This is a genomic window from Promicromonospora sp. NPDC059942, assembly GCF_042731755.1.
Lineage (GTDB): Bacteria > Actinomycetota > Actinomycetes > Actinomycetales > Cellulomonadaceae > Promicromonospora.
The window spans coordinates 215,563-231,156 of record NZ_JBHWLR010000002.1 but is presented as its reverse complement, the minus strand read 5'-3'; the positions used below and the strand labels follow the sequence as shown (position 1 = coordinate 231,156).

12 protein-coding genes are annotated in these 15,594 nt (G+C 72.6%); 4 read left to right on the top strand and 8 right to left on the bottom strand.

Features of this window, described 5'->3' with window-relative positions; all coding sequences use genetic code 11:
* The first annotated feature begins 3 nt into the window (after positions 1-3).
* Positions 4-993: a hypothetical protein gene (locus tag ACFV9Q_RS03570; protein ID WP_377233185.1), complete on the top strand. Its 990-nt coding sequence runs from the start codon at positions 4-6 to the stop codon at positions 991-993.
* A 146-nt stretch (positions 994-1,139) separates the two neighbouring features.
* Positions 1,140-1,595, top strand: coding sequence for a hypothetical protein (locus ACFV9Q_RS03565; RefSeq protein WP_377233184.1), 456 nt, complete (start codon positions 1,140-1,142; stop codon positions 1,593-1,595).
* Between the two features lie 46 nt (positions 1,596-1,641).
* Here ACFV9Q_RS03565 and ACFV9Q_RS03560 read toward each other — a convergent pair whose 3' ends face one another.
* A complete protein-coding gene (locus ACFV9Q_RS03560; protein WP_377233183.1) occupies positions 1,642-3,486 on the bottom strand; it encodes a SigE family RNA polymerase sigma factor in 1,845 nt (614 codons plus the stop codon).
* Positions 3,487-3,751: 265 nt separating this feature from the next.
* Between ACFV9Q_RS03560 and ACFV9Q_RS03555 the strand changes: the two genes are divergently transcribed.
* Both ACFV9Q_RS03555 and ACFV9Q_RS03550 read left to right on the top strand, forming a co-directional pair.
* Positions 3,752-4,570, top strand: a complete 819-nt coding sequence (locus ACFV9Q_RS03555; RefSeq protein ID WP_377233182.1) for a hypothetical protein — start codon at positions 3,752-3,754, stop codon at positions 4,568-4,570.
* A 147-nt stretch (positions 4,571-4,717) separates the two neighbouring features.
* The gene (locus ACFV9Q_RS03550; protein WP_377233181.1) at positions 4,718-7,567 is read left to right on the top strand and encodes a BTAD domain-containing putative transcriptional regulator; all 2,850 of its coding nucleotides are present in this window, start codon (positions 4,718-4,720) and stop codon (positions 7,565-7,567) included.
* 1,133 nt (positions 7,568-8,700) lie between these two features.
* On the opposite strand, the gene ACFV9Q_RS03545 is transcribed toward ACFV9Q_RS03550, so the two are convergent.
* From ACFV9Q_RS03545 to ACFV9Q_RS03515, 7 genes are all read right to left on the bottom strand, one after another.
* Positions 8,701-9,159, bottom strand: coding sequence for a hypothetical protein (locus tag ACFV9Q_RS03545; protein WP_377233180.1), 459 nt, complete (start codon positions 9,157-9,159; stop codon positions 8,701-8,703).
* A gap of 154 nt (positions 9,160-9,313) precedes the next feature.
* Positions 9,314-10,714, bottom strand: coding sequence for a hypothetical protein (locus tag ACFV9Q_RS03540; protein WP_377233179.1), 1,401 nt, complete (start codon positions 10,712-10,714; stop codon positions 9,314-9,316).
* A 51-nt stretch (positions 10,715-10,765) separates the two neighbouring features.
* Complete coding sequence (locus ACFV9Q_RS03535) at positions 10,766-11,635, bottom strand: hypothetical protein (protein ID WP_377233178.1); 870 nt, start codon at positions 11,633-11,635, stop codon at positions 10,766-10,768.
* Positions 11,635-12,507 (bottom strand): M23 family metallopeptidase, encoded by an 873-nt coding sequence (locus ACFV9Q_RS03530; RefSeq protein ID WP_377233177.1) that lies wholly within the window; start codon positions 12,505-12,507, stop codon positions 11,635-11,637. Before ACFV9Q_RS03530 ends, ACFV9Q_RS03535 begins: the two co-directional genes overlap by 1 nt.
* Before the next feature lie 76 nt (positions 12,508-12,583).
* Entirely contained in the window at positions 12,584-13,117 is a 534-nt protein-coding gene (locus ACFV9Q_RS03525; RefSeq protein WP_377233176.1) for a S26 family signal peptidase, read from the bottom strand.
* The gene (locus ACFV9Q_RS03520) at positions 13,114-15,033 is read right to left on the bottom strand and encodes an ABC transporter ATP-binding protein (protein ID WP_377233175.1); all 1,920 of its coding nucleotides are present in this window, start codon (positions 15,031-15,033) and stop codon (positions 13,114-13,116) included. The genes ACFV9Q_RS03525 and ACFV9Q_RS03520 overlap by 4 nt, the downstream gene beginning before the upstream one ends.
* Positions 15,030-15,590, bottom strand: coding sequence for a hypothetical protein (locus tag ACFV9Q_RS03515; protein WP_377233174.1), 561 nt, complete (start codon positions 15,588-15,590; stop codon positions 15,030-15,032). The genes ACFV9Q_RS03520 and ACFV9Q_RS03515 overlap by 4 nt, the downstream gene beginning before the upstream one ends.
* Positions 15,591-15,594 lie beyond the last annotated feature (4 nt).

Sequence of the window (15,594 nt, the reverse complement as noted above, 5' to 3'; positions counted from 1 at the left end):
GCCATGGGTCCGACGAAGACGCCGCTGGTCAACGAGGTGGACTGGTCGCGGTTGTTCCACGCCTACGGGGTCGCGGCGGACACGTCGCGACATCTCCAAGGCCTCGTCTCCGACGACGATGCAGCGTTCGCAGACGGGCTCGACCACCTCCACGGCGCCGTGCTCCACCAGGGCACCGTCTACCCGGCGACAGTGCCCTCGCTTCGGGTGGTGGCCGGGATGCTGCACGACCCGGCACTGCGCCGCCGCGACGATCACGGGAAGTCGCGCCTGGCGTCGCTGCTGGAGTGGATCGACGCAGTGGGAGACAGCGCGTCTTGGCACGAGGACACCCACGAGTCAGACACCCCCGAGCCCACGGACGAGGACGTCGACGCCTTCTACCGGGCGATGGCGGCGGACGACGAGTCGGTGTGGGACTCCGAGGTCAACGACTACCTGTGGGGCCGGTCGATCGCCGAGCTGCCGGCGGCGTGCGGCGAGGCGCTGACATCGGTCTCGACGTACCTGACCGACGACGACCCCGCGATCCGCGCCTGTGCCGCTCTGTCGCTCATGGACTCGGCCGAGGCGACCGCCCTGCTCGTCGAGGCGCTGCACGACCCGCTTGCGGCAGACGTGTGGTTCGCCCGCCGCCCCTCATGCTTCGACATCCGCGTCCACTTCGCCCTGGTGGCGAACCTCCTGGCCCGCGACGCCGGGCTCGCCGAGCTCCTGCCCGCGTTCCTGCCCGTGATCCGAGCCGCAAAGGGCCGGCTGTGGTCGAACATGACCTGGGGCCCGATCCTGCTCAAGGCATTTCCCGGCGTGGAGTTCCAGCCGGGTGTCCGCCCCGACCCTCCGCGGAACCTGGACGAGGCTCAGAAGGCGGTGCTGCGCGAGCTGGTCGCCAACAACGACCTGTGGGACGGCGGCGACGGCAACGCGAACCTCGCACGGATGCGCGTCGGGCTGCCCGACGACCGCGACGCGGTGGCCGCCCTCGCCTCCTGACGAATGGGCACCGTCCTGGGGTTCGAGCCGACCTCCTGGGGCAGGAGATCGTGAGAGCGGGCCGAGTGTCTTACCGTGCACGACGGTTCCGCCCTGCCTACCCTCGGAAGGCGTTGGGGAAACTCCCAGCGACAGACAGGGGGCAGATGAAGATGCGACGATTCATGGGTATGGCGCTGGGGCTGGTACTGACGGCGACGGTCGGCCTCACCACCGCCGCTCCTGCGTCGGCATGGACCTACGAGGCGAAGCACTGCGTGGGCGACCTCGTGGACCGGTGCGTGTCACTGCGCAGGAACTCCGACGGGACCGTGTACGCCCGCGGGTCGGGCCGCGACGACAAGGACCGGCCCGGCGACTACAGCGTCCGGATGCTAGAGGTCAACTACTCCTATGTCCGGGACGGGAACCCGCCGGCCGGCACGACCGTCGTCACCTACGGGGACGCCGGCTGGAACGAGACCTACGAGTGGATCGCGACCAGGGCCCTCCCTGTGCCGTGCGGCACCTCCGTGGGCGCGAGCGCCAAGGTCGAATGGATGGACGAGAGGACCAAGGAGCGCACGACCGGGTGGGTGAGCACGTCGGCCGTCATCTGCTGACCTGAACGACGTCGAGCAGCAGGCCGGTCCGCGTCGCCCCCGGACGTCAGCTCCCGGTTCCCGCGATCCGCGCCAGGTGCTCGCGCAGGGAGCCTCCACCGGACTCCAGGGTGACCCACGACAGCCACTCCCCCGCCACGGCGACCTCGACCACCTGGCCCTCCAGCCGGTACGCCCGGCCGTCGAGGAGCAGATACCCGGTCCCCTCGTTGTCCCGCGTGCTCGTCCACGCCACCGCCCGGCCGTCGACGTCGATCCCCCCGGCCTCCCCGTCCAGCTCGACCAGCGTCATCGCCCCCGTCTCCCGGTCGAACACGTGCAGGTCACCCGCCACGCCCCACGCCAGCAGGGCGTCCGACGCCGCCAGCTCCGTCACCGTCTCGAGCGGGTAGCCGGCTGCCGGCGCAAGTCCCACGGGCACCTGCCGGACGCCGTCATCGCTGCGATCGGCAAGCTTGATGCCGGTGCGGACGTTGTTCGCCGCCCAGACGACCGCGTCCGGCGTGACGGCGAACGCGGTAGGGCCGGAGGCCAGGATCTCCGTCGCTCCGGTCGCCAGCGGGACCTGGACCTGCTCGATCTCGCCCTGGTCCGCGATGCGCTGGAGGTACAGGGACGCGCTGCTCAGCGCGATCCGGTACCCCAGCGGCACCGGTTCGCCGGACGACTCCATGAGCGTGCGCACCTCGGGGTTCCGCACGTCGTCGACGACGCGGATCGCCCAGGGCGACGACTCGCTCTCGCGGTTCGCCACCTCCAGCCAGGCAACCCTGTTGCCCTGCCGCGCGACGTCGGCGATCTCGGCGCGGTGTCCGTCAACCATGCCGTTGACGGCCACCGGGCTGGTCTCCCCCGTGGCTGCGCGCAGCTCCAGTGCCAGCTCCTGGTCGGGGTCGCCGTCGCCTTCGCCGTTGTCGGAACCCGGGGCCATATCGGCGAAGGTGATGACCGAGCCGTCCGCCGCCAGGGTGCCCGGCATACCTGCACCCGCTGTCGGCCCGCCCACCCTGACGACGACTCCGGCCTCCACGGCGTCGGGCGCCGCCCCCGCGTCCACGGCGAGCACGCACCGCCCCTCCAGCCAGGGCCGGACATCCTGGTCCGACGTCCCTGCCGGGCAGTCACCGGGCCGAGGGCCGGCGTCGCCGTCGGGCCGCTCCAGGCCCACGAGCGAGCGGAACCACTCGCTGCCCGGCAGCGCGACCGGACCCACGCCGGGGAGCGAGATCGGGCCGGCCAGGAAGAACGCCACCAGGAGCGCCGCCACGCCACCGAGCACTCCCTGCGCGGTGCGCCGCCTGTGCAGGGCGGCCCGGCTCTCGCCGAGCGTCTCCGCCGCGTCACGGTGCGGCACGGGGATGTCCGCCAGGTCCGCGCGCTCCAGGATGGTGCGCAGGTTCTCCAGTCCACGTGCGTTCGCCGACTTCACCGTCCCCACCGACCTCCCCAGCTCATCGGCGACCTGCGCCTCGGACAGGTCAAGCAGGTGCCGCATGACCACCACCCGGCGCTGCTGCAGCGGGAGCTGCGCCAGCGCGTGCACCAGCTCGGCCCGGACCGCGACGCGGGCGGCGTGGTCCGGGGTGTCGGGAAGCCGGATCGCGTCGTCGCCGGGCAGATCGGTGCGGCTGCTGCGGCGCCAGGTGTCGGTCCGCAGGTTGACGAGCACACGGCGGGCGTAGGCGCGCGGTTCGGTGTGCACCCGGTGCCACGACCGGTAGACACGCTCGAACGTGCCCTGGACCAGGTCCTCGGCCCGGTCCGGGTCGCCGCACAACAGGAACGCGGTGCGGAAGAGGTACGGGCGGGCGTCACCGACGAACGCGACGAACTCCTGGTCCTTGGTACGGACCACACGGACCTCGGCCCGCTCCGGTGTGTGGATGCTCATGTTCCCCATGACGCGTCCCCTCGCGGGAAGGTTCAGCCGAAACCCCGGACATCGCGGTCGACGACCCGGATCCTAGGCCGACGGCCAGTTCGCCGGCGAGCCGTTGGGGCCCCGTCGCGCACAGGATCCCACCAGTTTCGGAGCGTCCGACCGCCGGTCCGGCTATGGTCGGAAGCGCCCCGCGGCCGCCGGATGACGCAGGTCCGTGGCGTGCCGCCCAGGGCAGGTCTCTTCGTCGGCGGGTGTCTTTCTGGGGGTGGTCACCTTGAACGTCAGGGCTACTGCAAGGTCGGATACGGGGACGCAGGCATTCCCCAACCTCGACTTCTCCGCGTTCTCCGATGCCGGCAGGCTCTCGTGGCAGCGGAACCAGCGGGTCTTCGAGGCGCTGGCGCGCCTGGAGATCGAACGCTCCCGGGTGGCGAGCCTGGTGGAGCGCAACCGGCCGGTCGCGGCGCGCGTCTTCGGCCGGGGCACGCGGGGGATCAACGAGACCATGGCGCGGGCCGCGGGAACCTGGCGGACGCTCGAGTCGGTCCGGCACTCCGGCACCGTGCAGCAGCTCGCGACGAGCCTCCCGAACAACGCGCACTTCGTGGAGCACGGCCTGCGGATGGTCAGCGTGTGGAACCACTCCGGGGTCGATCCCGAGGCCCGCCTCATGCTGTCCGGCGAGGATCCCGCGCTGTACTACTTCGGCTTCGCCCCGGTGCAGATGAAGATCATCGACGGGACCAGCGTCCTGCTGGACGGTCCCAGCCTCCGCGGCGATCGGACCGTCATCGAGGTGCGGGACGACGCGTGCCTGCGGGCCGCCCGTTCCTACTGGGACGCCGTGGTGGCCACCATGTACCCGTGCGACGCGGAGACGGCCGCACTCGTCGACCTGTCCGTGCGGCAGCGCCGCATCGTCACCCTGATGATCACCAGCTCGTCCGACGACCAGATCGCGCGGAAGCTCGGCGTGAGCGTCCGGACCGTCCGGGCCGACATCGCCGCGGTCCTCGACCTCCTCGACGCGCCCACGAGGTTCGTCGCCGGCCTGCGGCTCCGCGAGCGCCTGGGCATGGCGGGCCTGCGGTAGACGACGCATGACGGGCCGGGTTCGTTGCCCCGTCGTCGGTGCAGGTTCCTGCAATCTGCGTCCTGGCCCCTGTGGCACGCTCCGGCACGGCGGCGCCCCGGCACCGCGCGTACGACGAAGCCGCTGCACGGTCGAAGGGAGCGTCGGATGCGAGTCAGGGTCCTCGGTCCGGTCGAGGTGTCCGACGGGAAGGCATGGTCGCCGGTGGCGGCTGCCCGCTGCCGCGCGGTGCTGGGTGCGCTCGTCGCGCACGGGCCGCAGAGCGTCCCGGTCGAGAGCATCGTGCAGGACGTGTGGGGCGACGCCCCGCCCAGGTCCGCCGTCGCGCAGACCTACGGGTACGTGCACCGGCTGCGCCAGATGCTCGGGGACCTCGACGGCACGGCCCTACGGCGGTCCGACGTCGGCTACCTCCTGGTCGAGCAGCACGCGGGCGTCGACGCCCGGCGTTTCGAGGCGGCCGTCACCGACGGGTTGCGGACGTTCGAGGACGGCGGCTTCGAGCAGTCCGCGGAGCTCTTCGAGCGGGCCCTCGGCTGGTGGCGGGGCGACCCGTTCGGCGGCGCACCGCCGGGCGGCTCCGCCGTCGAGCTGACCCATCGGCTGACGAGCCTGCGGACGACCGCCGTCGAGCACGGTTTCCAGGCGCAGATCAACCTGGGCCGGCACCGGGCGGTCGTCGAGGAGATCGAGGCGCAGATCGCCGAGTCCCCCTTCCGGGAGCCGCTGTGGCGGCAGCTTCTCGTCGCCCTGTACCGCAGCGGTCGGGCCGCCGAGGCCCTCCAGCAGTACGACCGCCTGCGCCGCACCTTCACGGAGGAGCTCGGTACCGATCCCAGCCCGGCCACCCGCGCGATCCACCAGCAGATCCTCGATGAGACGCTGCCGATGACCGAGGCGTCCTCCCGGGCCTCGGCGACAGTCACGGTCGGGGCGGAACCCGCCGAGGCCGCGCGGCCCGTGCGGCAGCTCCCTCCGGAGGTGGCGGACTTCTGCGGGCGCGCGGGCGAGACCGAGGCCGCGGTCCGCGCCGTCACGTCGCACGACCGGCCCGGCTCGCCCGTCGTCCTCGTGCTGCACGGCGCGCCCGGGGCGGGCAAGTCGAGCCTGGCCCTGCACGTGGCGCGCCTGGTCCAGGCCGAGTACCCCGACGCTCAGTTCCATCTCGGCCTGGCCGGGACGTCGAGCAACCCCCGTGGCCCCGACGAGCTCCTGGCGGCGATGCTGCGCGCCCTCGGCGGCTTCGGGCACCCGTTGCCGACCGCCCTCGACGACTGCGCCGCGCTGCTCCGCTCGCAGCTCGCCGAACGGCGCACGCTCGTCGTGCTCGACGACGCGGCGTCCGCCGAGCAGGTCCTCCCGCTCCTGCCGCCGGACGGCCGCTCGGCCGTCATCGTGACCAGTCGTGGAATGCTCGCGGATCTGCCCGGCGCCCGGCACGTCCACGTCGACGTGCTCACCGTCGACGACGCGGAGGCGCTGCTGGCACGGATCGTGGGCAACGACCGGGTGGCGCGGGAGCCGGCCGAGGCGCAGGCCATCGTGCAGCTGTGCGGTCTGCTGCCGTTGCCGATCCGCATCGCGGGGGCCAAGCTCCTGAGCCGCCCGGCCTGGCCCCTGAGCCGGCTGCGCGAGCGACTGGAGGACGAGACCCGAAGGCTGAGCGAGCTGAGCATCGGCGGCCTCGACCTCCGCGCGAGCCTGGACCTCTCGCTGCGTTCCCTCTCGACGGACGCCGCCCTGGCCTTCGCCCTCTTCGGCCTCCTCGGCCCCGGCGACCTCCCGGGCTGGGTGCTGGGCGCGCTCCTGGACACCGACGCCTGGGAGCCCGTGGCCGAGGAGCTCCTGGACGCCGCCCTCCTCCAGCAGGTCCGCCTCGACGACATCGGCCAGCCCCGGTACCAGATGCACGACCTGCTGCGGGTCTACGCGCGGCAGCAGGCGAGCGACCACGGGGCCGGCACCTGCCGGCAGGCGGTACTGCGGACCGTCGGAAGCTGGACCCTCCTGGTCGACAGGCTGCGCCGGAACCGGCCGCACAGCCTCTTCGACCCCGTGGACGCGCCCCGGACGGTCGCCCCCGAGGCGTTCCCGGCCTGGCTCCCGTACGACGACGAGAACCCCCCGTCCCACGCCATGGGGACCGCGTGGACGGCGATCGAACGCCAGTCGCTGCTGGACGCGGTGCGGCTCGCGTGCGCGCACGACCTGACCGCCGAGGCCGGGCGCCTGGCCCTCCTGCTGGGCCCCCTGTACGACCAGCACGCGCTGTACGAGGACTGGCGGACGAGCCACCAGACCGTGCTCGACCGCCCCGACGTCGACGACCTCGCGGCCGCCGCCCTGCGACGCGGCCTCGGCCAGGTCAACATCTACACCGGCGACTTCGAGACCGCCGCCGGGTTCCTCCGGGACGCGCGACGCACCTACCAGGGACACGGCCACGACCTCGGCGCCGCGCTGGCGCTCGCCAGCCTGGCGAGCGTGCACCGCTGCCGGGGAGAGCACGACGCCGCCGAGGCGGCGCTGCGCGAGTCCCTCGACGTCGTCGCGGCCGCCGGGGACGCGCCGAAGGAGGCGCTGTTCCGGGGCGCGCTGGGCCGGATCCTCACCACCCAGGGCAGGCTCGCCGAGGCCCGGACGTGGCTCGCCGACGCCGCGGCCCTGGCCCACGGCATCGGTGACACCCACCGCGAGGCCGTGGTCCTGCGCGACCTCGGCACCTTGGAGCTGGCCGACGGCGAGCCCTCCGTCGCCCTGCGCACGCTCGAACAGGCCACGCAGATCTTCTGGGACCTGAGCGACGAGCGCTGCGCGGCCAAGACCCTGCTCGAGACGGCCCCGGTGCTCGTCGCGCTGTCCGAGCGCGAGCGAGCGCTGGCGTCCCTGGCCGAGGCCACCGCGTACTTCCGCCGTCACGGCCTGCATGACGACGAGGCCCGCTCGGAGAAGCTGCTGGCCGAGGTCGCCGGGACTGCCGCTCACCGGGCACCGTGAGCTCCACGATGTCGAGATTCTGCTCCAGCACCTCCTCGAGCCGGTCTCTGCCAATCGTCAGGGGAAGGTCGGTCATCCGGGCAACCCGCACGGTTCGGTCGTCGGCCCAGGCCATGCCGAGGTAACCGCCTCGTGCCGGGAACTGGCACATGTCGCAGGCACCGACTGCGATGCTCACCTTCTCGGTACCGACCACGACGAGATCGTCGATTCGGACGATCGAGACCTGCATCGTCGGGCCTACGGCAGTCTGGAATGCGACCGCGGCATAGCGAAAGTCAGGCGAGACCCGCACCTCCGATACCAGGTCGCACCCGGGAAGGCCCACGGTTCGGCGCTCGCCACGGGACGACGGCACGACGTCCGTGCGAATCGCCTCGACCCAGCACGGGACGTCCTGTTTCATGCCGAACGACGGGCCGCCACCCGCGAGTACGATCCGGTCCCCGGCGACGTCGCCCGCGGCCACGGGATGGTCCTCGGTGGCAAGGACCCGCTCGTCGGTGGATGTCCGCACCGTGACCTCGACGGGTCCGGCGGGCATGCCGTCCTCCCCCTCCCGCGCCCGGAGCAGGACCACGGTCGACTCGTCAGGTGCCGCCAGCAGCCCCGATCCCCGGCCGGCGGCCGACACGTCCTCACGCGCCCGGACGGTCCCGGAGCCGTCCAGGACCACCAGCTCCTCGCCGAGGGAACCGTCGTCCCGGGTCACGTTGCCGACCAAGGCGACTGCGCCGTCTGCCACGGGTTGCACGCCATCGGCCGAGAGACCGTCGGGGAGGTCCGCCAGGAGATCGACTGTTCCGTCGGGAAGCACCTCGAAGAACGGGATCCCGGTGGCGACGTCATCGCCGGAGTGTCGCGACTGGAAGAAGAGCTGCGGCACCAGGCGGTCCGCACCAGACCGCGCTGGCCAGGAGACGGAATCGGCGGCGGGAAGGGCCGCCGGGGCATCCGGCACCACGCCCGGCCCGGTGCACCCGGAGAGCCCGAGCATGAGCGCGCACCCGACAGCAGCTGCCAACCATCGGGGACCTTGCTGGGACATCGACGGCTCCTCCGTGTCGGCACTGCGGGCGATGGTGGCCGGGGTCGAGGGCTGCCGGGACCGTGGTTCCGGGCAGCCCCCGACGTCAGAAGCCGGAGTTGACGCCGAAGCCACCGCTGCCGTAGCCGGTGCCGACGTCGCTGCCCCAACCGCAGTAGACGTTGCCGGCGTTGGTGATCATGCACAGCTGCTCGTGCGCACGGCTGGTGTTGTCGGTCACCAGGATGCCCACGCTCCCGTTCTCGACGCTGCCACCTGAGGTGTAGTTGCCGTCACCGTTGCCGTCCCAGCGGAACGACACGCGATGGCCGTCAGAGCTGCTCGCGTCCACGAGTGTCGCGTGATATTCGCCGTCACCGTTGCAGGTTCCCGAGTTCGGCACGTCCCGTACACGGACGGTCCCGCCGTAGGACATCGTGCTCGTCACGCCATTGCCCTGACCAGCACAGCGTGCCTCGGCGGACGTCGCGCCGATGACGCCGAACAACGCCGTCAGCATCAGCAGTGACGCGCCGCCGGCGGCGAGTCGTGATCGTGCTCGCATCGTGTTCCTCCATCGTCTCGGGTGGGCCCGGCAATTCCGCCGGACACGACAAGGTTGGATGCCCTGCCATGGCCCGAGGCCGATCTCGATCGATGTCGAACACCGGGTACGCGGCGATCGGACAAGCACAGGTCGGATGTAGGTCCGGCGTGGATCAGGCTCGCGCGTGATGGTCCGTCAGGCGCCGCAGCGCCTCCTGCCGGGCCGTGGCGGGGTCCGCCTCCCAGGACGTCGCCCGCGCGTGGTCGCGGACGAGCTCGTGGAGCGTGAAGCGGCCGGCGCCGATGTCGAGCACCAGGTTGCGCCGCACCAGGTCGTGGACGGCGTCGGCCGCGGACTCCTGCGCGACCCCGGCCAGCGCGGCCGCGGCCGGGACGTCGAAGACCGGGCCCGGGCACCACGCCACGAGGCGCAGCAGAGCCGCCGACGTCTCCGGCAGGAGTGCGCACGAAGCCCCGATCGCCGCGCCGACCTCATCGTCGACCCCGGCCGCGGCGGCTCGCCGGTGGTGGTCGTACAGGCTCCAGCCCTGCCGCTCGCGCACCTGCCGGGCGTGCACCGTCAGGGCCAGCGGCAGGTGGCCGCACAGCCGCGCGATCGCGGCGGCCGCGGGCAGGTCCGTGTCGACCCGACCCGCGCCGATCTCGTGCCGCAGCAGCTCGACCGACGCCCCGGGAGCCAGCGGCCCGAGGCGCACCACCAGCCCGGGACGCAGCCCAGTCAGCCGCGTCCGGGACGTCACGAGCACCACCGTGCCGGGGCGGTCGGGCACGAGGGGCAGCACCTGGTCGGCGGACCCGGCGTCGTCCAGCAGCAGGAGCAGCGGGCGGCCCGGCGCCGCGTGCCGGAGCTGGCCGGCCAGGTCGGCGGTGCGCCGTCGTCCGATGCCGGGGCGGGGCGACGCCCCCATCCCCCGCAGGAAGCCGGCGAGGACGGCGGACGGCTCGGCGGGCACGCGGTCGCCGCCGCCTCCGCGCAGGTCGGCGAAGAGCGGGACGGCCCCCCGGAGGACACCGCGAAGCAGCAGGTGCGCGGCGTGCACGGCGAACGCTGTCTTGCCGACGCCGGGCATCCCGTCGACGGCGATCACCACCGGGCCGGTCAGGTCGGACTCGGAGAGCCCGGTCGCGGCCTCCAGCTCCGTCCGCCGGCCGACGACGGCGACATCGCCTGCCGGGAGCCCGATCGTCGTCCGGGCCCAGGCGGACTCCGCGGCCAGGCCGGCGACCACGCGGCAGGTCCTGCGCCACTCGTCTGCCGCGGCCGCGCCGTCCGGGCCCGGCAGTAGCGCCCGCGCGACGTCCGCCACGAGCTCGTCGTCCAGCCGCCGGCGGCCGGGCTGCAGGCACCGGTACACCGTGTTGAACGCGGGGACGTCGGCCCGGCCGGACTCGCGCCGGAGCCGCACGACCCGGCGGTGCAGCTCCCGGTACGTCACCCCCGACCGCCGACGCAGGTCGGCGAGCCGGGCAGCGAGCTCCTCGTACGTCCGCGCGCCGGCCGGCAGCGGCACCACGGCCCCGGGAGCACTGTCACGCATCGCTGGCACTGGCACGATCCCTTCCTCTCCGTCACGGATCCTTGTCAGCGCGTCAGGACGATCACCTCAGTGGTTGGCCTGGAACCAGGGCTGTGCCCAGCCGAGATAGGTGTACCCCCACTCGCTCTCGACCTCAGCGATCGTGGCGGTCGAGATCCTGGCGTAGCCGTCGATGTCGTTGGAGACGAAGGTGCCGCCCCCGACCGAGATCATCACGTGCCCGTGCTCGCCGCCGCGGAAGAACGCAAGCCCACCGGCGGGCACGGAGCGGTCGCCCGCGTGCTTGTTCCCGGACGCGACGGCGTTCCAGTGGATGATGGCGCTCGCCGACCCGCTGTGGTCCCAGCCGTAGGCGTTCGCCACGAAGCGGTCGCACAGACCGCCCCACCCCGTCACGCCGACCCGGCTCTCGGCCCAGTCGACGGCCCCCGCACAGGTGCGGGGGTTCCCGTACGCGTTCTTGCAGGACTCGCCGCACGGTGCCACGTTGTCCGTGGTCAGCCACTGCTCGCCGGAGTCGGGCCCCGACCACTGGAAGAACGCCCGTGCCCGGAAGCTGTGCACGCCGCTGGAGCAGCCGTGCAGGCCGGTGTCCCCCTCGTCCCGGGTCGCGGCCCAGCCGTCGAAGTCGCCGAGCGACTTGACCGTCACCCACTCCGTGCCGTCGTGCCGCTGCAGCTGGACCTGGTTCACGGCGACGTCGTACGCACCGTTCTCGTCCTCGATCCCGGCGTGCGCGTAGAACGAGTCCCCAGACCTCAGGACCCTGATGCACCGCTTGACCTGCTCACCGAAGCACGTATCCCCCAGGGCCTGCGCCGGGGTCGCGGTCGACACCGCGCCCAGGAGGCTCGCCACCAGCGCCAGGACGAGCGCGCAGGCCACGAGGACGCCGTTCCGCCGCGCGGGCACGCGGGACTCCACCACGGCCGCCATCAGAGGCACTCCGAGTCCCGGCTCAGGTTCTTGTCCCCGTAGTAGACGGGGTCCGCGTTGACGAACCTGACCCGCACGTCGTCGCCGTTCAGCCGCTGCTCGTAGTGCAGGTGCGCCCCCGACGAGTTGCCGGTGCTGCCCACCCGGCCGATCACCGACCGCACGGTGACGGCGTCGCCCACCGAGACACCGAAGCTCTGCAGGTGCGCGTACAGGGTCTGGTAGCCGCCGTTGTGCGTGATGATCACGTACCTGCCGTAGGACGAACCGCCCAGGTCGCGGACGGTCGTCACGGTTCCTCCCGCCGACGCGTACACCTGCTGCCCCTCGTCGGGGTTCCGGTTGAAGTCCACGGCGTTGGCCGGGCTGTGGCCCGAGCGAGTGCTTCCCGTCCAGGTCTCGCTGCACGGGAAGGGCACCTGGAAGGCACCGTCGCACACCGGGACGACGTCGGTGGTCAGCCACTGCTCGCCGGAGTCGGGCCCCGACCACTGGAAGAACGCGCGTGCGCGGAAGCTGTGCACGCCGCTCGTGCAGGAGTGCGCGGCGGTGTCGCCCTCGTCCCGGGTCGCGGCCCACCCGTCGAAGTTGCCGTTCTCCTTGACCGTGACCCACGTGTCGCCGTCGTGCCGCTGCAGCTGGATGCTGTTCACGGCGACGTCGTACGCACCGTTCCGGTCCTCGATGCCGGCATGCGCGTAGTAGGACGTACCGACCTGCAGCACTCGGATGCACCGCTTGACCTGCTCCCCGGGACACCTGTCCCCCAGAGCCTGCGCAGAAGTCGCCGTCGAAGCCACGACCAGCAGGCTCGCCATCAGCGCCAGGACGGCCACGAGGGCCGTGCCGACCCGTCGTATCACCAGTTCCATGCTCATTCCTCACTCGATGCGGGACATGACACGGTGAGCCTGGCAACGGCCGCTATGACGGACCTATGGCGGGTCTCTACCGGCTCTGCGCCGGACGCGAGGCCCACCGGTACGACATCCGCCGCGCGACCCGGCCCAGGACCTGGTGCTCGGGACAGGGACCCCACCGCCGGGAGTCGGACCCGCGCGGGTTGTCGCTCAGGAGCACGACGTGGCCGGACGGCACCGTCTCTCCCCCGCTGCCTCGCGCCGCCTGGCCGACGACGTCCGGCCACGGGTCCCCGCCCGTCGCGGCGACCCGCTTCAGCAGCCATCTTCGGCCGGACGGCGCGCCGGGGCCCGGACCGTCCGGCGCCGCCGGCCACCCGTACGTCACATCGGGCTTGCGCACGACGACGACGTCACCTCGGGCCGGGGCGCGGCTCTCCCTCCGGACCAGCACGCGGTCGCCCGGCGCGTACGCCGGCGCCATGCTCTCGCCGTCGACGACGACCACGACGTAGCGCCGGCGCACGTGCCGCAGCAGCACCAGGACGAGCGCCGTCGCCCCGAGCGCCGCCATGCCGACGACGGACCATGCCTCCACCACCGCGCCCGTCCATGCCGTCACGCGGGAGCCCCTTCAACCGCGGGCACCGCGTCCTGGTACCCGGTCGCCTGCAGGTTGAAGAGCCGGGCGTACTCGCCGCCGAGCCGCATCAGCTCGTCGTGCGTACCGCGTTCGGCTGCCACGCCCTCGGACAGCACCACGATCTCCTGCGCGTCCCGGACGGCGCCGAGGCGGTGCGAGACGAGCAGGGTCGCGGTACCGGACCGCAGGGTGCCGACCAGGTCCCGGACCTCGCTCTCGGCCTGCGGGTCCAGGCCCGACGTCGGTTCGTCGAGGACCAGCAGGTCACGACCGGCCCGCATGAGCGAGCGCGCCAGGGCGAGCCGCTGCCACTGCCCGCCCGACAGCGTCGTGCTCGGCCGTGACCGGTCCTCATCCCCTGTCTCGTCGTCGGACAGGAACGTCCGCGACAGCATCGTGTCGTAGCCGTTCCGCAGTCGCTCGACGACCGGCGCCGCCCCGGCGGCGACGGCGGCGGCGCGGACCTTGGCGTCGTCGTCCAGGTCGTCGAGCGATCCGAGAGCGATGTTCTCCCGGGCCGAGAGCTCGTACTGGACGAAGTCCTGGAAGACCGCGCTGACCCGCGAGCGCAGCGTGGCGACGTCGAGGTCCCTGAGGTCGACGCCGTCCCACCGGATGGCACCGCGCACCGGGTCGTACATCCGGGTGAGGAGCTTGACGACGGTGCTCTTGCCTGCGCCGTTGAGTCCGACCAGGGCGACCGAACCGCGGGCCGGGATGGTCAGGGAGACGCCGCGGAGCACCCAGGGGCCGTCGTCGGTGTACCGGAACCAGACGTCGTCCAGCCGGATCTCGTGCTCCAGAGGTCGCGCCGGCCGGGGCTCCCCCGCAGGCAGGCGGAGGTCCTGGGGTGTCGCGAGCACGTCGTCGTAGTGCCGCATGAGCAGCAGCACGTGGTGCACGCGCGCGAGGGACATGACCAGCATGGCGGACGAGCCCTGGACGCCGCCGGCCGCACCGACGAAGGCGGAGACGTCGCCGACGGTGAAGTCGCCACGCAGTGCGCCGAGGACCACCCAGACGAGGCCGCCGCCGGTGACCAGGGTCCCGACCAGGGTCAGCGGCGCGTGGGCCAGCAGGGTCTTGCGGTCGACGCGTTCCTCGGCGGCGTTGACGGCCCGGAGCTCCCGGTCCATGCGTCCCGCCAGAAACCCTCCGACGCCGAAGAGGCGGACCTCCGCAGCCGCGACCGGATGGATCATGAGGTCTTGGTAGAACGCCAGCCGGCGTGCCCGCGGGCTGATCTGCCACAGGACGTCGGCATGCTCCCGGTTCAGCAGCAGCTGCACGACCAGCCCGGGGACGGCGGCCATGACCACCAGCACGGCGATCAGCGGGCTGATCAGGACCAGGACGCCGAGGGTGCTCGCGATCGTCAGCACGCTGCGGGCCGCACCGAACAGGGACCCGATCACCTCGTCGGGCGCGTCGGCGGCGGACGTCTGCGCCATGCGGAGCCGGTCGCGGAACGCCGGGTCCTCGAAGTGGCGCAGGCCGCTGAGCCGGGTGACCGCCGCGAACAGCCGCCCGGTGACCAGCAGGGTGGCCGCACGGCGAGTCCGGGCGCCGACGTACTGGATCACCTGGCTCAGGAGCGCGCCGGCCAACGTCATGGCGGCCAGCGCCAGCACGATCGCCACGGGCCGGTCCCGCAGGAGCTGTGGCACGCCGTCGGCATCGGAACCGAGCTGGACTACGTCCAGCAGCCACTTGGTGGCGAGCAGCACGCCGGCCGGCAGCAAGGCGTCGACCACGGTCAGGAGCACGTGCACGGTCAGCGCACCGGGCGCGGCCTGCCAGCACAGGGCGACGGTCCGGCCGGCCCGCCCGGCACCGGCACGTACGGCACGGACCGCTGCGGTCAGGGTGCGGGCGTTGCCGCCGGCGTCGGTCATACCGGCGCGAGGACCGTGTCGAGGTCGCTGACCTCCACACCCGAGCGCAACACCTGCCCGGACGCGTCGACCAGCACGAATGCCGGGTATCCGCCGGCTTCGAACGGCAGGTCGATCTCGCCGCGCTCGTGCACGACGACGGTCACCGCGTCACCGAGGACGCCCAGGTACTCGTCGCGCTTCTCGTCGCTCCCGTACTGCTCGTGCACCACGAACGCGATCACCTGGTGAGGGGTGAACCCCTCGCGGTGCACGAGGTCGACGAGCGGCTGCAGCTCCTTGGCGCACGTGCCGCAGCCGGTGTCGAAGAAGGCGTACACGGCGGTGTCGCCGTACCGGTCCTCGTACGACACAGCGGAACCCGTCGTCGTCGTCACCGCGAAGGGCCGGATCGAGGACCCGGCCCTGACCTCGTCCAGGTCCGGGAATGTAGGGGTGCCATGGGAGTGCCCGGCTTCCGTACCGCTGCGGACGCGACGGGCGAGCGCGAGGGTGAGCACGATGTTGAACACGGCGAGGATGCCGAGGAGTACGACGGCGGTGGTCAGGACTGCCACGGGG